We start from the raw sequence: 17,975 nt of genomic DNA, 5'->3' as shown, positions 1-17,975 counted from the left end.
GTCAACGCTGATCCACATCCACGATAGCCCGCTTGAATCTTGCAGAATCCACCCCATCTATAGGGGTATCTGGCAGGTTTCTTCATTCAGGATGCGTTTTTCGCGAGCAAGCTCGCTCGCACATAGCTCCGGCCTGCTCAAAAGGAAGGTGACTAATGCGTATTGATCGTTTAACCAGCAAATTGCAGTTAGCTCTATCGGACTCCCAATCCCTGGCGGTCGGCCTCGACCATCCGGCTATTGAGCCTGCGCACTTGATGCAGGCGCTTCTGGAACAGCAAGGTGGTTCTATCAAGCCCTTGCTGATGCAGGTGGGCTTTGACGTCAACAGCCTGCGCAAAGAGTTGAGCAAAGAGCTCGACCAACTGCCAAAAATCCAAAACCCTACCGGCGACGTGAACATGTCGCAGGACCTGGCGCGCCTGCTTAACCAGGCAGATCGCCTGGCTCAGCAAAAAGGTGATCAGTTCATCTCCAGCGAACTGGTGCTGCTCGCCGCGATGGACGACAACAGCAAGCTTGGCAAATTGCTGCTGGGTCAGGGCGTGAGCAAAAAGGCCCTGGAAAACGCCATCAACAACCTGCGTGGCGGCGAGGCGGTGAATGACCCCAACCACGAGGAGTCGCGCCAGGCCCTGGACAAATACACGGTCGACCTGACCAAGCGCGCCGAAGAGGGCAAGCTTGACCCGGTGATCGGCCGTGATGACGAAATTCGTCGCACCATCCAAGTGCTGCAACGCCGCACCAAGAACAACCCGGTGCTGATCGGTGAACCTGGCGTGGGTAAAACCGCGATTGCCGAAGGCCTGGCCCAGCGCATCATTAATGGTGAAGTGCCGGACGGTCTTAAAGGCAAGCGTCTGCTGTCTTTGGACATGGGCTCGCTGATCGCCGGCGCCAAGTTCCGTGGCGAGTTCGAAGAGCGCCTGAAATCCCTGCTTAATGAACTGTCGAAGCAGGAAGGGCAGATCATTCTGTTCATCGACGAACTGCACACCATGGTCGGCGCCGGTAAAGGCGAGGGCTCGATGGATGCCGGCAACATGCTCAAGCCCGCATTGGCGCGCGGTGAGCTGCATTGCGTTGGCGCCACCACGCTGAACGAGTATCGCCAGTACATCGAGAAAGACGCAGCCCTTGAGCGTCGTTTCCAGAAAGTGCTGGTGGAAGAACCCAGCGAAGAAGACACCATCGCGATCCTGCGTGGCCTGAAAGAACGCTATGAGGTCCACCACAAGGTGGCGATCACTGACGGCGCGATTATTGCGGCGGCCAAATTGAGCCATCGCTACATCACTGACCGCCAGTTGCCGGACAAGGCCATCGACTTGATCGACGAAGCGGCCAGCCGTATTCGCATGGAGATCGACTCCAAGCCGGAAGTGCTCGACCGTCTGGATCGGCGCCTGATTCAACTGAAGGTTGAATCCCAGGCCTTGAAGAAAGAAGAAGACGAGGCCGCGAAGAAACGCCTGGAAAAACTCCAGGAAGAAATCGTGCGTCTGGAGCGTGAATATTCAGACCTCGAGGAAATCTGGACCTCGGAAAAAGCCGAGGTGCAGGGTTCTGCGCAGATCCAGCAAAAGATCGAGCAGTCCCGTCAGGAGCTGGAAGCCGCGCGCCGTAAAGGTGACCTGAACCGCATGGCCGAGTTGCAGTATGGGGTGATCCCGGACCTGGAGCGCAGCCTGCAAATGGTCGACCAGCATGGTAAGCCCGAGAACCAATTGTTGCGCAGCAAGGTGACCGAGGAAGAAATCGCCGAAGTCGTTTCGAAGTGGACCGGTATTCCCGTGTCGAAAATGCTCGAAGGCGAGCGCGACAAGTTGCTGAAGATGGAAAGCCTGTTGCACCAGCGCGTCATTGGCCAGGAAGAGGCCGTGGTGGCTGTGTCCAACGCGGTACGGCGTTCCCGGGCCGGCTTGTCCGACCCGAACCGTCCGAGCGGTTCGTTCATGTTCCTCGGCCCGACCGGCGTGGGTAAGACCGAGCTGTGCAAGGCCTTGGCCGAGTTCCTGTTTGATACCGAAGAGGCCATGGTGCGGATCGATATGTCCGAATTCATGGAGAAACACTCGGTGGCTCGCTTGATCGGCGCCCCACCAGGCTACGTGGGCTACGAAGAGGGGGGTTACCTGACCGAAGCCGTGCGTCGCAAGCCTTACTCGGTGATCCTGCTGGACGAGGTCGAGAAGGCCCACCCGGATGTGTTCAACATCTTGCTGCAGGTGCTGGAAGATGGCCGTTTGACGGACAGCCACGGGCGTACCGTGGATTTCCGTAATACGGTGATCGTGATGACCTCCAACCTGGGCTCGGCGCAGATTCAGGAGTTGGTGGGTGATCGCGAGGGCCAGCGCGCTGCGGTGATGGATGCACTGACCACTCATTTCCGTCCGGAATTTATCAACCGGGTCGATGAAGTGGTGATCTTCGAGCCTCTGGCGCGGGATCAGATCGCGGGCATCACCGAGATCCAGTTGGGACGTCTGCGTGGCCGCCTGGCCGAGCGCGAGCTCGACCTGGAGCTGAGCAGCGAGGCGTTGGACAAGCTGATCGCGGTGGGTTACGACCCGGTGTATGGCGCACGGCCACTGAAACGTGCGATCCAGCGCTGGATCGAGAACCCATTGGCGCAGTTGATCCTGTCGGGCAGCTTCATGCCGGGCACCAGCGTCACGGCGACTGTGGAAAACGACGAAATCGTCTTCCACTGAGTCCAGCTTGTATGGCTATAAGAGGAGGCCCCGCATTGCGGGGCCTTTTTTTTCGATAGGGCGTTGAACTGTAAGGCAAAGGCTTGTAAAGTGCGCCCCGCAGCAACGTCAGCCCACGGGTTTCTTCTCCCCAAGAAGAAATCAGAAAGAAGCGCAAATCATTGTCTTAAAAGCAATTTAAAGGGTTGACAGGGGTTTTTAAGATTGTAGAATAGCGCGCCTCAGAGACATGAACGTAGCGATACGGACAAGCCGAAGAGAACGTTTCAACGCAGTAAAGTTACACATTTGAAATATGCAGTTCCGTGATAGCTCAGTCGGTAGAGCAAATGACTGTTAATCATTGGGTCCCAGGTTCGAGTCCTGGTCACGGAGCCAATTTCAAAACCGGGGTATAGCGCAGTCCGGTAGCGCGCCTGCTTTGGGAGCAGGATGTCAGGAGTTCGAATCCCCTTACCCCGACCATTTTTGGGTCGTTAGCTCAGTTGGTAGAGCAGTTGGCTTTTAACCAATTGGTCGTAGGTTCGAATCCCACACGACCCACCATTTTTGAGACCAGTTAACGCTGGAATCAGATCTTAAGATCAGAGGTCAAAAGCCCTGGTCGCAGAAGGCGACTGAAAGGTCGCCTTTTTTTTACCGGGGTATAGCGCAGTCCGGTAGCGCGCCTGCTTTGGGAGCAGGATGTCAGGAGTTCGAATCCCCTTACCCCGACCATATTAAAAATCCTCGTATCGAAAGATACGGGGATTTTTTTTGCCTGTTGTTTGGCCTCACTTGTGCGAATTCCAAACAGATATTGTGCTGATGGGTGCGTTGGTGCACTGGTCGCGGCCTCCTAGACTGGGCCTCGTCCATTCACTCGCCTCAAGGAATCTGCATGATGACCCTCACCCCAGCCGCTCACCCTGTCCGTTCGCTATCTGCCGTACTCAAGTCCACGCTTGTTGGCTTCGGTATGATGGTGGGCCTCGGCCATTACGCTGTCGCCGCCGAAACAGCCACACACCCGCAGCCGACCATTCGCGCGATGTTGGGGGCGAAGCCGACTGACCGTCTTGACCCGAAAACCACCGCGTTGGTGGTCATCGACTTCCAGAATGAATACTTCACCGGCCGCATGCCGATCCCTGACGGCATGAAAGCCCTGGAAAACACTCAGCGTCTGATCAAGTTTGCCGACAAGGAAAACATCCGGGTCATTCACGTGCAGCACATCGCCCCGGACGACGCGGCGGTCTTCGCCAAGAATGGCAAGACCGTCGATTTTCACCCGCTGATGAAGCCACGTGCACAAGACACGCTTGTGCAGAAGACCACGGTCAGCGTGTTTGCCAGCACCGACCTGGATGCGCAATTGAAGAAAGCCGGCGTCAAAACCCTGATTATCAGTGGCCTGATGACTCACGCCTGTGTTGCTGGCGCCGCCCGTGACGCCGCGCCGTTGGGCTACGACGTTGTGGTAGCATCCGATGCCAGTGCCACACGGGCTATTACCCGCGCCGATGGCCGTTCGGTAACCAAGGATGAGTTGCACAACTCGGCACTGGCTGAAATCGAAGACACCTTCGGTTCGGTGCTGACCACCTCGCAAATTATCGCTTTGCCGGTTAACTGATTCCCCTGACCAGCTTGGGATCGCCTGCTTCATGAACCAGTTATCTGCCATGCGCGCCTTTCGGTGCATCGTCGAAGCCAAGGGTTTTTCTGCAGCCGCAGAGCGCCTGGAGACCACGCATTCGACGATATCCCGGCAATTGCAGCAATTGGAGATTGAGCTGGGCGCCCAACTGATCAACCGCAACACGCGACGCTTCAGTCTGACGGGTGCCGGGGAGCAGTACTACGCAGCGTGCGTGGATATCCTTGATCGTCTCGACGCCGCATCCCAGGCCATCGCCCACGGGCATCAACGCCCCGAAGGCCTGCTGAAAGTCAGTGTGCCGCTGGTGGTGGGCACACTGGATCTGCCGCACTGGCTACCGGGTTTTCAACGACGCTATCCGGATATTGAGCTGCAGCTGTGCTGTGATGATCAGTTCGTCGACCTGGTGGCCGACGGGTTTGATGTCGCGATACGCATTGCCAGCGCCCTGGCGGATACGTCATTGATTGCCCGCACGTTGACGATTTCCAGCCAGGTTCTGGTCGCGTCGCCGAGCTACATCGGCCGCCATGGGTTGCCCCGTTCGGCGCAGGAGCTCGACAACCATCACTTGCTGACTTTCATTGGTGCGTCGTCGGATTGGCAACTGAGCGCGGCGCGTGGCGCGGTGGTTACGGTCACCCCATCGGGGCGGTTCAGCACCAACACCATCAGCGCGTTGCACGCGGCCACGTTGGCGGGGGCGGGCATTGCGTGTTTCACCCAGGCCACAGTGCACAGCGACTTGGCGCACGGTCAGCTTGTGCGAATTCTGCCCAATTATTCATTGGGCGAGCGGCACTATTACGCCCTTTATCCACAGTCCCGGCACCTGGCGCCGAAGGTGCGGGCGTTTGTCGACTATATGGCTGAGTTCTACCAGCAGCTCTAGCCCAATAAAAAATCCCCCTATCGTGTGATAGGGGGATTTTTTTGCTGCCGTTCAGTCAATCAGTGCAGCTTGAGCCTCGGCTCGGTGCCGCGCCCGATCTTGCTGCCGAGCATCAGCATGGCCGTGCGGAAGAAACCGTACAACGCCATCTGGTGCATGCGGTACAGCGATACATAGAACATCCGCGCCAGCCAGCCTTCCAGCATCACGCTGCCGGTCAGGTTACCCATCAAGTTACCCACCGCCGAGAAACGTGACAGCGAGATCAGCGAGCCGTAGTCGGTGTACTTGTAGGACGGCAGGTCCTTGCCTTCAATCCGCAGTTTCAGAGACTTGGCCAGCAACGAAGCCTGCTGGTGAGCGGCCTGTGCGCGGGGCGGTACATTGCGGTCGGTGCCTGGTTGCGGGCAGGCGGCGCAGTCGCCGAAGGCGAAGATATTTTCGTCGCGGGTAGTCTGCAGCGTCGGCAACACCTGCAATTGGTTGATGCGGTTGGTTTCCAGGCCGTCGATGTCCTTGAGGAAGCCTGGCGCGCGAATCCCGGCGGCCCACACCTTCAAGCTGGCCGGAATGACCTGGCCGCTGCTGGTGATCAGTGCGTCGGCCGTCACTTCGCTGACCGCCGAATTGGTCAGCACCGTGACCCCGAGTTTCTCCAGGGTTTTATGCACCGGCCCGCCAATTCGTTCCGGCAACGCAGGCAATACCCGCGGGCCGGCTTCGATGAGGGTGATGTGCATGTTTTCCGGTTTGATCTTGTCCAGGCCGTACGCTGCCAGCTCGTGGGCGGCGTTATGCAGCTCGGCGGCCAGCTCAACGCCGGTGGCGCCGGCGCCGACGATGGCGACGCTGATCTGTTCAATGGTATCGGTCTGCCCGGCATGGGCGCGCAGGTAGTGGTTGAGCAACTGCTGGTGGAAACGCTCGGCCTGTTTGCGTGTGTCGAGGAACAGGCAGTGTTGCGCTGCGCCCTCGGTGCCGAAGTCATTGGTGGTGCTGCCGACTGCGATCACCAGGCTGTCATAGCCCAGCACGCGCGCAGGCACCAGTTCGCGGCCTTCTTCGTCAAGGGTGGCGGCCAGCTGAATTTTTTTCTGTTCACGGTCAAGCCCGCTCATGCGCCCCAGCTGAAACTCGAAGTGGTTCCATTTGGCTTGGGCGACGTAGTTGAGTTCGTCTTCCGAAGAGTTCAGCGAGCCGGCAGCCACTTCGTGCAGCAGTGGCTTCCAGATATGGGTCAGGTTGGTGTCCACCAGCGTGATGTTGGCGGTGCCGCGCTTGCCCAGAGTCTTACCCAGGCGGGTAGCCAACTCCAGGCCGCCGGCGCCGCCGCCGACGATAATAATACGATGGGTCATGGGGATATCTCGCAAGGCTAAAAGAAATCGGAGCAGTTACCCTCGCGAGCGCCAGGCAGCTCATAGCGTCAGGTAACTCAAAAGGCGGCTCAGCAGACCGAGCCCGATCACCGCCACCAGCACCACACCAAGGAGCAGCCACGGCCGGAAAGGCTTGCGCTCGACTCGGTTCTGGGAGAGTTGCAGGTACTCTTCGACATGCTGTTGGTCATCGGGGTTCAGGCGGCTGGTCATAAAGGCCTCGTCAGGTAGACGTTGCAAAAGGGCGCCACGTTACAGTCGGGAGATTGGCGGTATCGCCACAAGCGTAGCCTGTGCCCGCGTCACAGGCTGATGCCCACGTCGAATACTATGCTGCGGCCCAAGTTGTTGCGCAAGAAATCCGGGGCATCAGGATGGGCGAACAGCACGCGGGCAAAGGTCGGCCCGACCAGCGACAGCGAGCGCCAACCCTGGCGCAGGTATTCGGTGGGAGGCGGGAAATGGCTGTTGAGGTCCAGCACTTCGCGCTTGAGACTGGCGAAGGCGATGAGGTCCAGCTCGCCCAGGTCAATGCCACGTTCTTTGTAGTTATGCGCTTTTTTGCGCAGCGTCGGCGCCAGGCGCAACAGGAACTCATGGGCGGGGATACGCCGCGGCTTGGCTTCGCGCCGGACCAACTGGCTCAGGGAAAATGCGCTGCGTCGGCGCAGCAACTCATCGCGCCATTCGTCGTTCAGGCGCCGGCCTTCATCCAGTACAAAAAACACCTCGAAACTGGCGTCGCGAAACAACACATCCGGCGGTTCTTGACCGGCGGCATGAAACTCCTCGGCCCGGTAGGGCACATTCAAGCCTTGCAGCAGGCGCTGGCAGACCCAACGCTCACGCTCCCATTTGCGGGCATTGGACAGGAACGCATTGGCTTGTTCGGCCGCTACGGTAAGCAGGCGCAAGTAATCTGAGTCATCCATATTTGCAGCTTAGCGTCCAAATGATGACCGCAGGAAGTCTTGCTTTAAACGGCCGGTGTAGACTGGCTACTCGACCCTCATCCGAATCAAGGAGTCTGCGGTGAAGTTTTTCGTGGTGCTGTTGCTGAGCCTTTTACCGTTGTGGGCCCAAGCTGTTGAGGTGGGTGAGCGCGTGGCGCCATGGACCCTGCTCGACCAGTTCGACCAGGCCTACACCCTGGATGACCAGGCGCAGATTCTGCTGGTAGCCCGCAGCATGGACGCCGCCAAGCGGGTAGATGCCGCGCTGCAAGGCCAGCCCAAGGGCTACCTCGAAGCGCGCCACGCGGTGTTCATCGCCGATATCCAGCGCATGCCCCGGCTCATCGCCAAGCTGTTCGCCGTGCCGGCGATGCAGGCCTACAACTACCGGGTCATGCTGGACCGTGATGCGCGTATTGCCCCGCGTTACCCAGGGGCTGTGGATAAAGTGCTGTGGCTGCAACTCGATAGCGGCAAGGTGATTGCGCAGCACGAATACAGCTCCGCTGACGAGCTGCGCCAAGCACTGGAGCAGGTGAAGCCGTGATCAGTGCCGCCGTGCTGGCGCCGCAAACCCTCAGCATCGGCTGGCTGTTGTATGCGCCCGTGGTGATGTGGGCAATCCTGCGCTCGCCATGGGTCGAGCTGTTTGCCGACCGGCGGCGTCAGCATCTGCTGTTTGGTACGGTGTTCGCGCTGTTCATGTTGTGGCTGGTGCGGCGCGATTTCGATACTGGCGTTTCCTACCACTTTATCGGCATGACCGCCGTGACCCTGCTGCTCGACTGGCCTCTGGCAATCGTCGGCGGGTGGGCGGCGCAGTTCGGGCTGTTGCTGCTGGGGCGTCAGGACCTGGCCGCCGTCGGGGTCAATGGCCTGCTGTTTATCGTGTTGCCAGTACTGGTCACGGAAGGCTGTGCAGTGCTGGTAGAGCGCGCCCAACCCCGCAATCCCTTTGTGTATATCTTCTGCTCGGGCTTCTTTGCCGCCGCGCTGTCGGCGCTGCTCTGCTTGATGGCTGCGCTGGGGTTGCTGTGGTTAGACGGCCGTTTCGCGATGCCGGAGTGGCTGGAAGACTTCATCGGCTACCTGTGGCTGATCATCTTCCCAGAAGCCTTTATCAACGGCATGGTCATCAGCGCTCTGGTGGTGTTTTGCCCGGAGTGGCTTGAGACCTTCAACCGTACGCGCTACCTCTCTGCGCCATGGAAAGACGACGATTCGCGGCGTTGACCCAGATCAAATCCCGGCCGGCCACACAGGCCCATGCTCTGCGAAATTTATGAAGGAGCGTGGGGCATGAGTGTGTACGAATGGGCACGGCAGGAGTTGCGCAGAAGTCAGGACGCCGCGCAGGAAATCGGTTTCGACCCAGGCTTGACCTTGCGCGCCATGCTCAGCGCCGTGGTGCAGCAGAGTAAAGGCGTACGCAGTTTCGAAGACCTGGCCGACGAGCTGCAATACCTTGCAGAGAACCTCGACGACCAGCAGGAGTACGCCTTTATGCGGCCTTAGTGCTTAGGCTGAAAGTCTTCGGAGAACAGGTCGTCTTCGGCATCCGGGCTGACCGGAATCTTGTGCTCTTCCGATGCCCAGGCGCCCAGGTCGATGAGTTTGCAACGGTCCGAGCAAAACGGCCGATTGAGGTTGTCTGTTTTCCATTCCACGGGTGCACCGCAGGTTGGGCAGTCGACGGTCATAGGTTGGCTCATGATCGGCCTCCACGCAAAGTAAGGTAAAAGTGGTGCAGTCGCTCGACCTCGCTGTGCAGCCAGGCGAGGTCCTGGTCATTGACCAGTACGTCATCGGCATGGTTCAGGCGGTCTTCACGGCTGGACTGGGCCTTCAGAATCGCCTGCACTTGCTGTTCGCTGATGCCGTCGCGCTGCAGGGTACGCTGAATCTGCAGTGATTGCGGCACGTCAATCACCAGGATGCGCTGGGTCATGCTGTACTGGCCGGACTCGATCAGCAGCGGTGACACCAGGATTGCGTAAGGCGACCGCGCGCGCGCCAGATGGCTGCGAATCTCCTCGCCGATCAGCGGGTGCAGCAAGGCTTCCAGCCAGCGGCGTTCTTGCGGGACCTCAAAGATCAGTTTGCGCAACGCGGCGCGGTCCAGTTGGCCGTCGGGTAACAGCACGCCTGCACCGAAGTGCTCGGCGATTTGCGCCAGTGCCGGGCGGCCGGGCTCAACCACCCAGCGAGCCGCATGGTCGGCGTCGACCAGGTCGATGCCCAAATCCATGAAGTGCTGGGCGGCCGCGCTTTTGCCGCTGCCGATGCCGCCGGTGAGGCCAAGAATCCAGGGTGTTGCAACAGAAGTGGTCATTTGAAACCGACAGACTGCAAATAGAAGTCGGTTATTTGACCACCCCAGAGCAATGCAATCCAGCCGGCAATCGCCAGACACGGACCAAACGGCATTGGGGCCGACGCCTGGGGCTTGCGCAAGCGCAGCAGGATGAGCCCGGCAAGCACCCCGAGCAACGAAGACATCAGCAGTGTCATCGGCAGAATCTGCCAGCCACCCCAGGCGCCGAGCAAGGCCAACAACTTGAAGTCGCCATAGCCCATGCCGTCCTTGCCGGTGATCACCTTGAACAGCCAGAACACCGTCCACAGGCTCATATACCCAATGACCGCACCCCAGAGCGCATCCGGCAGCGTCACCAGCAAGCCAACACTGTTGAGGATCAGCCCCAGCCATAACAGCGGCAGCACCAGAACGTCGGGCAGCAGCTGATGATCCACATCGATCAGGCTCATCGCCAGCAACCCCCAGCTCAGCAGCATCACCGCGCCGGCTTGCCAGCCGAAGCCGAAATGCCAGGCCACCGCCGCCGAGACCAGCGCGCCGGCAAGTTCGGTGAACGGGTAGCGGGCACTGATAGGTTCTCGGCAATGGGCACAACGGCCCTTGAGCAGCAGGTAGCTGAGCAGCGGAATATTTTCCCCCGCGCGAATCGGATGATTGCACCGGGGGCAGCAGGAATGGGGGCGCATCAGGTTGTAAGCCGGGCCCGCAGGGTCAGCAGGCAAACCGAGCACCTCCTGGGCCTGGGCGCGCCATTCGCGCTCGAGCATTTTCGGCAGGCGCCACACCAGCACATTGAGGAAACTGCCGACAATCAGGCCCAGCACCAGCGCCATCCCGACAAAGAGCCACGGTTGTTCATTCAGCAACGGGTTCAAAATGCCGACCCCAGCTGGAACACTGGCAGGTACATGGCAATCACCAGTGCGCCGACGATGCCGCCCAATACCACCATGATCAGGGGCTCCATCAGGCTGGTGAGGTTATCGACCAGGTTTTGCACATCGGCCTCGTAGTGATTGGCGACTTTTTCCAGCATGCGATCCAGGGTTCCCGATTCTTCCCCGATGGCCGTCATCTGGATTGCCATACTGGGAAACAGGCGGCTGTTGGCCATGGATTGGTGCAACTGCATGCCAGTGGATACATCGTGACGCATATGTTCGATCGCCTGTTTGAACAACCCATTTCCGACCGCCCCCGCCACGCAATCCAGCGCCTGCACCAACGGCACGCCCGCGGCGAAGGTCGTTGAGAGTGTGCGGGCGTAGCGGGCAACCGCGGTTTTTTTCAGCAGTGTGCCTGCCAGGGGCGCGTTCAACAAACCGAGGTCCAGCCAACGGCGAAAACCGGGAGATGCCCGATAGGCGTGGCGCAGCCCGATAATTGTCGCGGCCAAACCCAGTGCCACCATCCACCAGGCACGCTGCAGGAACTCGGACAAGGCAATGACACTCAGCGTGAAGCCCGGCAGTTTGCCATCGACGCCGGCGAACAGGTTCTGGAACTGCGGCACCACGTGGATCAGCAAGACCGTGCTGACCAGGCCTGCAACCACGATGACGGCGATGGGGTAGGTCATGGCCTTCTTGATGCGCGCCTTGAGCTGCTGGCTTTTCTCCAGATGGATGGCAACGCGCTCCAGCAGCGTTTCCAGGGCGCCGGCGTGCTCGCCGGCGGCAATCAGGTGGCAATACAGGTCATCGAAATAGCGCGGTTGTTTTTTCAGCGCTGTCGCCAGGTTGTTGCCGGAAGCGATTTCCTGTTTCAAGCCCTTTATCAGCTCGCGCATCAGGCGGTTGTCGAAGCCTTCGCCAATAATGTCGAACGCTTGCAACAGCGGTATGCCAGCCTTCAGTAATGTCGCCAGCTGGCGGGTGAACAGGGCAATATCGGCGGGTTTTATCGGCGGGGCGAAGCTTGGCAGGCGTGGGGTTTTCTTGCGGATTCGGCCGGGGCAAATCCCTTGCTCACGCAGTTGTGCCTTGATCAGCGCCAGGTTCTGGCCTGTGGTTTGCCCGCATACTCTGCGTCCTTTACGGTTGATGCCTTCCCAGGCGTAGATCGTTGCAGCGTCATTCATGTCACGTTTCCGCACGCAGGTCGTTGAAGATTTATAGCTTAGTCAGGTGAGGGATTCGGACAGGCTGGCGAGGAAGGATAAAATGTCAGATTGTGCGTCTTGCAGGCGATTGGTCGTGCGTGGATGAGTACACTGGCGCCGTTGCACAATGCGGGGCGCAGGACGCGCCTTGTGAGGGTTTCTATTCTGGAGAGTGAATGTGATGCGTCAGAAAGGCTTTACCTTGATCGAGCTGTTGATCGTCGTGGCAATCATCGGCATTTTGGCCACTATCGGTTTGCCCATGTATACCAAGCACCAGGCCAAGGCCAAGTTCACCGCGGGGTTGGCTGAAGTCTCCGCGCTGAAGGCAGGTTTCGAGGACACCCTCAACCAGGGCACCGTACCGACCCTGGCCTTGATCGGTGGCACCAGTCCCACCGCCAATTGCAAGATCGACGTGGCAGGCGATGTGGCCACCGGCGCAGGCTCCATCAGCTGTGAAATTCTTGATGCGCCTGCGCCCGTGCTGGGCAAGACCATCACGTTGACGCGCAGCGCCACCACGGGCTGGAAGTGCGCGACCACGGCTGAAGCGCAATACGTTGCCAAAGGCTGCGGCGCCGACGGGGCCTGACGGCCGTCGGGCGGTAGGCGAGTTAGTTGCCGCCTGCCCAATGCGGTGCTAGCTTTAGCCCACCGCCCGTGTAGCTCAGCCGGTAGAGCAGCGCACTCGTAACGCGAAGGTCGCAGGTTCGATTCCTGTCTCGGGCACAAGGCAACACTGTTGAAAAAACGCAACACTGTTTCAAAAGGCAGCACTGTTTTCAGATGATCCCAGAATGGTTCTGAAGGCCAGACGAGCCGGCATTCATGCTTGCTCTTTCGTATCTGCGCAACCTTGATGACCCAGATGCATCCCCATTCCTCGATCTAAGAGAACAACATGACCACACCAGAAATGACCCAGGAAGCGCGGCACGAAGCAGCCCTCAAAAAGTACGTTGCGGAGTCGCCGGAACTGCTGGATGAGATCAAGGACCTGAGCGCCGATGATCAAAGGGACCAGATCCAATGGTCATTTGAGGATGAGGCCGAGGCCCAGGGCCTGCAGCCATGGGAATTGACCCTCAAATACACGTCGACGCCGGAAGAGTTCGAGGCCGCACGCCTGGCCTTGCACAAGGAGGCCGCCGAGGTGCTGGGTGTCGACTGGAACGAGTATTGCGGGATGAACAACCTCGCGATCTGAAACACTGTGCAGGCGCCGGCTTGCCGGCGCTTACATTAAAACCTCAGATGCTCAGCCGCATCGACAAGTCCACCGCCTTCACATCCTTGGTCATCGCGCCGATGGAGATGTAGTCCACTCCGGTTTGGGCGATGGGCAGCAGCGTGGTTTCATTGATCCCGCCGCTGGCCTCCAGCTTGGCCTTGCCCGCATTCAGGCGTACGGCCTCACGCATGTCATCCAGGCTCAATTCGTCGAGCATGATGATATCGGCGCCCGCCGCCAGCGCTTCGCGCAGTTCCTCCAGGCTTTCCACTTCGATTTCCACGGGCTTGCCCGGCGCGATCTTGTGCGCGGCGGTAATCGCCTGCGCAATCCCGCCGCACGCCGCGATATGGTTTTCCTTGATCAGGAAGGCGTCGTACAACCCGATGCGGTGGTTATGACAACCGCCGCAGGTCACGGCGTATTTCTGCGCCAGGCGCAGGCCCGGCAGGGTTTTGCGGGTGTCCAGCAGCTTGACCTGGGTCGTGGCGACGAAATCCGCCAGGTACTGAGCGCGCGTGGCGACGCCTGACAGCATCTGCAGAAAATTCAGCGCGCAACGTTCGCCGCTGAGCAGTGAGCGGGCAGGGCCCTCAAGGTGGAACAGCGCCTGGTTGGGGCTGACACGCTCACCGTCGGCAACCTGCCAATGCACCGCGACCCGAGGATCGAGCTGGCGGAACACCGCATCGACCCAGGCCGTACCGGCGATGACGGCCGCATCGCGGGTGATGATCGTCGCCTTGGCCAGCCGTTCGGCCGGAATCAATTGCGCAGTGATGTCGCCGCTGCCGATGTCTTCCAGCAGTGCACGGCGCACGTTGGCTTCGATTTCGGCGGTGAGGTCGGCAAGACGGAGATTCGGCATAACAGGCTCCACAAACAAAGTGCCACGGATTATAGGGGCAGCGCGCCTGTGAACCCAGACTCAACACTCATTTACAGAGCAATGGCAGAGTTCACTGGCGCAACTACCCTTATTTGCAAGATAATCCTGCGCCTTGCAATTGGCGTCATAGCTTTGACGTCCTGGTGACAACCGGTTTTCGCAGCCCCCATCGGACCTGTAGCTGATCGCTCCCCACCCCAACACCGCCGTTTCAGGAGGCCAGGATGCACAATGACGGAAAGGTGGTGCCAATCAACAAGGCGCACCCCACGCCATCGCCGCTTGCGCGCCTGCCGGTGGTGTTGCTGCAGGTTCGCGACAAGGCTGCCCAACAGTTGCAGCAAGGTCTGCAGGAACTGTTCGATAACGCCGATGACACGCTGTTCGAAATGGCCGACAAGGCCCGCAGCAATGTTGACCATCACATCTTCTTTGAAGCGATGCGTGACTTGCGCCTCAAGCGCAAAAATTTTGAGCGCGTGTTCATGGCGCAGTTGTTCGCCGCTTTCGCCAGTCTGGGCCATGCAGAGCCAGGCGAGGCGCATTTGGTGCCGGTGGTGTCGTATGAGGCGGCGCCCGGCACGTCCAGCGACGAACTGGAAAAGGCCGTTGCGCTGGAGGCCATGCTCGGACGGGTGCGACATCGCGATGGTCTGGCGCTGGGCCAACTGACCGCGCGCTTGAGTGCATTGCTTGGCAAGCCTCTGAGCGAGTGCGACAACCCGTTGGGTCCGGCGCTGCTTTGCGAGTTCTTTTTGCGCGCGGGGCGCAGCCTGGGCGTAGAGATTCGCGTCAAGCTGATCATGCTCAAACTGTTTGAAAAGTACGTGCTCAGTGACGCCGACCAATTGTTCTGCGAAGCCAATCAGTTGCTGGTCGCCACCGGGGTTTTGCCCGAACTCAAGGCCGTGCCCTCGCGTCGCCCTGGCGGGCGTGCCGCCCGTGACCAGCAGCGAGAAGGCAACCCGCCAGCCATCGACCCGCCCCTGGATGAGAACGGCCAGCAAGCCTTCGCCGCCTTGCAGGTGTTGTTGGCGGCGGTGTGAGGCAGCGTGGCGCCGACCCTGGAAGCCTGCGCCGAACCGCAACCCATTGCCTCGCGCGACCTGCTGCGCCTGCTCTCGCACCTGCAACAATATGTGCCTGAACCTGAGGCCGAAGACGATTTCGACCTGCGTAACCAGCTTGAACAACTGTTGACCCGCGTGAGCGTCAAGAGCGGCAAGTCGCGTGTGGTGGAAGGCGCCGATGAAGACGTGATCAATCTGATCGCCTTGCTGTTCGAGTTCATCCTCAATGATCGCACCGTGCCTGATGCGTTCAAGGGTTTGATCGCGCGCTTGCAGATTCCGATGTTGAAAGTGGCGGTGCTGGACAAGAGCCTCTTCAGCCGCGCCTGCCACCCGGCGCGTCGACTGCTCAATGAAATCGCCTCGGCTGCCATGGGCTGGAGCCCGCACGAGGGCTATCAGCGCGACAGCCTGTACTTGCATATTGAGCAAGTGGTGCAGTGTTTGTTGAATGATTTCGTCGAAGACCTGACGATTTTTTCCCAACTGCTGGCGCAGTTCACTGCGTTCACCTCGGATGAACAACGCCGTAGCGCGTTGCTTGAACAACACACCCGTGAGGCCGAAGAAGGGCGCATACGCACGCAAGCCGCACGTGACCGTGTGGCCGATCTGCTCAATCGGCGCTTGCTCGGCAAGGTCTTGCCGCAATCGGTGGTGCGGTTTCTTCAGCAGGCCTGGAGCCAGGTGCTGTTGTTGGCCTGCCTCAAGCACGGCGAACAGTCGGTGCAGTGGCAGGCGGGTGTGCGCACCATGGACGAGTTGATCTGGAGTGTGGGCCTGCAGACAGACACCGAGGCCGGCCGGCACCTGCTGGAGCAACTGCCCGGGTTGCTCACGGCTTTGCGCAACGGCTTGACCAGCGCGGCGTTCGACCCTTTCAGCACCCGTGAGTTTTTTGTTCAGTTGCAGGCCATGCATGTTCAGTCGGCCGAAGGCGAGTGCATCGACGCGCTGATCAAGGTGCGTGAGCCGTTTTCGTTCAGTGTCGGGTTGCCTGATTCAATACAGCGCTTGCCGAGCGATGACCCGGACCTGCTCAAGGCTCACCAGCTGCGTGTCGGTGGCTGGTTTGAGTTCCAGCAAGACGAAAACACAGCGTTGCGCTGCAAGTTGACGGCGATCATGGCCCCGGCCAATAGCTACATTTTTGTCAGCCGTACCGGCCTCAAAGTCCTTGAAAAAAGTGCCGACCAGCTGGCCATGGCATTCAAGCGCGGGGCCTTGCGTACCTTGGACGACGGGCTGCTGTTCGACCGCGCGCTGGCATGCGTGGTGGGCAACCTGCGTCAACTCAATCGCGGCAAGTGATCGCAACCGCAGGCCTGAACGCGGCATACTGGTAACACCTCGTCTCATTCAAGGAACCCGTATGCAGTTGGACCCCACCAGCGGTTGGTGCCAGGGCATTCGCCATTGCCCTTCGCCCAACTTCAACGAGCGCCCCGCCGGCGAGATCTCCCTGTTGGTGGTGCATAACATCAGCCTGCCACCGGCACAGTTTGCCACCGGCAAGGTGCATGAGTTTTTCCAGAATCGCCTGGATGTCACGCAACATCCTTACTTTGAAGGCATTGCCGACTTACGGGTGTCTGCGCATTTTCTGATTGAGCGCGACGGCAGCGTGACGCAATTTGTGTCGTGCCTGGACCGGGCCTGGCATGCCGGGGTATCGAGTTTCGAGGGGCGCGAGGTGTGTAATGACTTTTCTCTGGGAATCGAGCTGGAAGGAACGGACGAGCTACCGTTTACCGAGGCTCAATATGTTTCGCTGATTGACCTCACGCGGCAGCTGCTGGCGGCTTATCCAGACATCACCCGGCAGCGTATTTGTGGTCACAGTGATATCGCACCGGGTCGCAAGACCGACCCGGGCCCGGCTTTTGATTGGACGCGCTTTCGCAGCGCCCTGCAGGATGGAGGACACGCACGATGAGTTTCCTGGTGTTGGTGTTGGCGGTCTGGATCGAGAAATTCTCGGCCTTGCGTCAGCGGTTACAACGCGACGGTGGATGGTTGCGTGAACTGGCCAAGCTGGAATCCAGCCCGCGCATGGGGAAGCGGCCCTGGCTGATTCTTGTCCTGTTGGTGTTACTGCCGGTGGCCTTGCTGGCGCTGTTGCTGTTGGTGCTGGAACCGGTGGCTTATGGCCTGCTGGCGCTGCCGGTGCATCTGCTGGTGGTGATTTACAGCCTCGGGCGCGGCGATCTGCTGGCTGGGCTTGGGCCGTTTCGCGATGCATGGCGGCGCGGTGACCTGCAGGCCGCCGAGCATGTGGCCGAACGAGACCTGAAGGTGGTGGCTGACAATGGCGAGCAACTGCTGGAGCGCGTTCAAGGCCATTTGCTGTGGCAGGCCTATCAGAGCTTTTTTGCAGTGATTTTCTGGTACTTCCTGTTGGGGCCGGTGGCGGCGTTGGCGTATCGCCTACTGGCATTGGCCAGCGAATACAGCCAGAACCCGCAGGTTGCCGAGCGTGCCGGGCAATTGCGTCACGCGTTTGACTGGGTGCCGGTGCGCCTTCTGGCGGCAAGTTTTGCCTTGGTGGGTAACTTTGTCGCGGTTGGGCGGGTGATGTTGCATGAGTTGTTGAGCTGGGACATCAGCGCTGCACAACTGGTAGAAAAAGTCGGCCTGGCGGCGGCTGAAATCCCATCGCCCGTGGTGGGGCCCGAGGGTATCAACAGCCTGGATCGGCTGTGGGAACTGCTGCTGCGCGCGGCGGTGCTGTGGTATGCCGGGTTTGCGATCTGGACCGTACTGCCCTAGCTA

Annotated in this window: 18 protein-coding genes, 5 tRNA genes and 1 pseudogene; 16 read left to right on the top strand and 8 right to left on the bottom strand. The window is 59.7% G+C overall.

What is annotated here, in order from left to right; all coding sequences use genetic code 11:
- Positions 1–155: 155 nt before the first annotated feature.
- The 7 genes from clpB (at position 156) to ACM530_RS05730 (ending at position 5,257) form a co-directional block, all read left to right on the top strand.
- The gene (clpB, locus tag ACM530_RS05760; RefSeq protein ID WP_242194788.1) at positions 156–2,720 is read left to right on the top strand and encodes an ATP-dependent chaperone ClpB; all 2,565 of its coding nucleotides are present in this window, start codon (positions 156–158) and stop codon (positions 2,718–2,720) included.
- A gap of 302 nt (positions 2,721–3,022) precedes the next feature.
- Positions 3,023–3,098, top strand: a tRNA-Asn gene (locus ACM530_RS05755).
- Positions 3,099–3,108: 10 nt separating this feature from the next.
- Positions 3,109–3,185: transfer RNA gene (locus tag ACM530_RS05750), tRNA-Pro, on the top strand.
- 5 nt (positions 3,186–3,190) lie between these two features.
- Positions 3,191–3,266: transfer RNA gene (locus ACM530_RS05745), tRNA-Lys, on the top strand.
- 94 nt (positions 3,267–3,360) lie between these two features.
- Positions 3,361–3,437 (top strand) — tRNA-Pro (locus ACM530_RS05740).
- Between the two features lie 166 nt (positions 3,438–3,603).
- Positions 3,604–4,338 carry a cysteine hydrolase family protein gene (locus tag ACM530_RS05735; protein WP_242195074.1) on the top strand — a complete coding sequence of 245 codons (735 nt, stop codon included), beginning with the start codon at positions 3,604–3,606 and terminating at the stop codon, positions 4,336–4,338.
- A gap of 31 nt (positions 4,339–4,369) precedes the next feature.
- Positions 4,370–5,257, top strand: a complete 888-nt coding sequence (locus ACM530_RS05730; protein ID WP_242194784.1) for a LysR family transcriptional regulator — start codon at positions 4,370–4,372, stop codon at positions 5,255–5,257.
- A gap of 59 nt (positions 5,258–5,316) precedes the next feature.
- Here ACM530_RS05730 and ACM530_RS05725 read toward each other — a convergent pair whose 3' ends face one another.
- From ACM530_RS05725 to ACM530_RS05715, 3 genes are all read right to left on the bottom strand, one after another.
- Positions 5,317–6,615 carry an NAD(P)/FAD-dependent oxidoreductase gene (locus tag ACM530_RS05725; RefSeq protein WP_145165303.1) on the bottom strand — a complete coding sequence of 433 codons (1,299 nt, stop codon included), beginning with the start codon at positions 6,613–6,615 and terminating at the stop codon, positions 5,317–5,319.
- Positions 6,616–6,675: 60 nt separating this feature from the next.
- Positions 6,676–6,849, bottom strand: a complete 174-nt coding sequence (locus ACM530_RS05720) for a DUF3094 family protein (protein ID WP_064450648.1) — start codon at positions 6,847–6,849, stop codon at positions 6,676–6,678.
- A gap of 89 nt (positions 6,850–6,938) precedes the next feature.
- Positions 6,939–7,568, bottom strand: coding sequence for a DUF1780 domain-containing protein (locus ACM530_RS05715; protein ID WP_145165302.1), 630 nt, complete (start codon positions 7,566–7,568; stop codon positions 6,939–6,941).
- 100 nt (positions 7,569–7,668) lie between these two features.
- On the opposite strand from ACM530_RS05715, the gene ACM530_RS05710 reads away from it, so the two are divergent.
- The 3 genes from ACM530_RS05710 to ACM530_RS05700 all read left to right on the top strand — a co-directional run bounded on the left by ACM530_RS05710 (position 7,669) and on the right by ACM530_RS05700 (position 9,104).
- A complete protein-coding gene (locus tag ACM530_RS05710) occupies positions 7,669–8,136 on the top strand; it encodes an FAD/FMN-containing dehydrogenase (protein WP_242194782.1) in 468 nt (155 codons plus the stop codon).
- The gene (locus ACM530_RS05705) at positions 8,133–8,822 is read left to right on the top strand and encodes an energy-coupling factor ABC transporter permease (protein ID WP_416364407.1); all 690 of its coding nucleotides are present in this window, start codon (positions 8,133–8,135) and stop codon (positions 8,820–8,822) included. The genes ACM530_RS05710 and ACM530_RS05705 overlap by 4 nt, the downstream gene beginning before the upstream one ends.
- Before the next feature lie 66 nt (positions 8,823–8,888).
- Positions 8,889–9,104 (top strand): hypothetical protein, encoded by a 216-nt coding sequence (locus tag ACM530_RS05700; RefSeq protein ID WP_003171680.1) that lies wholly within the window; start codon positions 8,889–8,891, stop codon positions 9,102–9,104.
- On the opposite strand, the gene yacG is transcribed toward ACM530_RS05700, so the two are convergent.
- Genes yacG through ACM530_RS05680 form a run of 4 tightly spaced genes read right to left on the bottom strand, consistent with a single transcriptional unit; the run spans position 9,101 to position 11,989 of the window.
- Positions 9,101–9,301, bottom strand: a complete 201-nt coding sequence (gene yacG / locus ACM530_RS05695; RefSeq protein ID WP_106578604.1) for a DNA gyrase inhibitor YacG — start codon at positions 9,299–9,301, stop codon at positions 9,101–9,103. The genes ACM530_RS05700 and yacG overlap by 4 nt on opposite strands.
- On the bottom strand, positions 9,298–9,921 hold the full coding sequence (coaE, locus tag ACM530_RS05690) for a dephospho-CoA kinase (RefSeq protein WP_262210097.1): 624 nt from the start codon (positions 9,919–9,921) through the stop codon (positions 9,298–9,300). The genes yacG and coaE overlap by 4 nt, the downstream gene beginning before the upstream one ends.
- Positions 9,918–10,784 carry a prepilin peptidase gene (locus ACM530_RS05685; protein WP_416364406.1) on the bottom strand — a complete coding sequence of 289 codons (867 nt, stop codon included), beginning with the start codon at positions 10,782–10,784 and terminating at the stop codon, positions 9,918–9,920. The genes coaE and ACM530_RS05685 overlap by 4 nt, the downstream gene beginning before the upstream one ends.
- Positions 10,781–11,989 (bottom strand): type II secretion system F family protein, encoded by a 1,209-nt coding sequence (locus tag ACM530_RS05680; RefSeq protein WP_416364405.1) that lies wholly within the window; start codon positions 11,987–11,989, stop codon positions 10,781–10,783. The genes ACM530_RS05685 and ACM530_RS05680 overlap by 4 nt, the downstream gene beginning before the upstream one ends.
- Positions 11,990–12,191: 202 nt before the next feature.
- On the opposite strand from ACM530_RS05680, the gene ACM530_RS05675 reads away from it, so the two are divergent.
- From ACM530_RS05675 to ACM530_RS05665, 3 genes are all read left to right on the top strand, one after another.
- Positions 12,192–12,605: a pilin gene (locus ACM530_RS05675; protein WP_262210148.1), complete on the top strand. Its 414-nt coding sequence runs from the start codon at positions 12,192–12,194 to the stop codon at positions 12,603–12,605.
- Positions 12,606–12,669: 64 nt separating this feature from the next.
- Positions 12,670–12,742, top strand: a tRNA-Thr gene (locus tag ACM530_RS05670).
- Between the two features lie 172 nt (positions 12,743–12,914).
- On the top strand, positions 12,915–13,220 hold the full coding sequence (locus tag ACM530_RS05665; protein ID WP_106578609.1) for a DUF6388 family protein: 306 nt from the start codon (positions 12,915–12,917) through the stop codon (positions 13,218–13,220).
- Between the two features lie 43 nt (positions 13,221–13,263).
- Here the strand turns inward: ACM530_RS05665 and nadC are convergent, their stop codons facing one another.
- Entirely contained in the window at positions 13,264–14,112 is an 849-nt protein-coding gene (gene nadC / locus ACM530_RS05660; protein WP_145165288.1) for a carboxylating nicotinate-nucleotide diphosphorylase, read from the bottom strand.
- Positions 14,113–14,357: 245 nt separating this feature from the next.
- Between nadC and ACM530_RS05655 the strand changes: the two are divergent.
- The 3 genes and pseudogenes from ACM530_RS05655 to ampE all read left to right on the top strand — a co-directional run bounded on the left by ACM530_RS05655 (position 14,358) and on the right by ampE (position 17,972).
- Positions 14,358–16,514 (top strand): annotated as a pseudogene (locus ACM530_RS05655) (DUF1631 domain-containing protein).
- A 61-nt stretch (positions 16,515–16,575) separates the two neighbouring features.
- Entirely contained in the window at positions 16,576–17,139 is a 564-nt protein-coding gene (gene ampD, locus ACM530_RS05650; protein ID WP_145165284.1) for a 1,6-anhydro-N-acetylmuramyl-L-alanine amidase AmpD, read from the top strand.
- A complete protein-coding gene (ampE, locus tag ACM530_RS05645; protein WP_369302575.1) occupies positions 17,136–17,972 on the top strand; it encodes a regulatory signaling modulator protein AmpE in 837 nt (278 codons plus the stop codon). Before ampD ends, ampE begins: the two co-directional genes overlap by 4 nt.
- Positions 17,973–17,975: the final 3 nt, after the last annotated feature.

Origin of the sequence: Pseudomonas sp. NFX183 (assembly GCF_047943075.1) — a bacterium.
Classification (GTDB): Bacteria; Pseudomonadota; Gammaproteobacteria; order Pseudomonadales; family Pseudomonadaceae; genus Aquipseudomonas.
The sequence above is the reverse complement of the archived record's forward strand: the minus strand, read 5'-3'. Positions and strand labels throughout refer to the sequence as shown.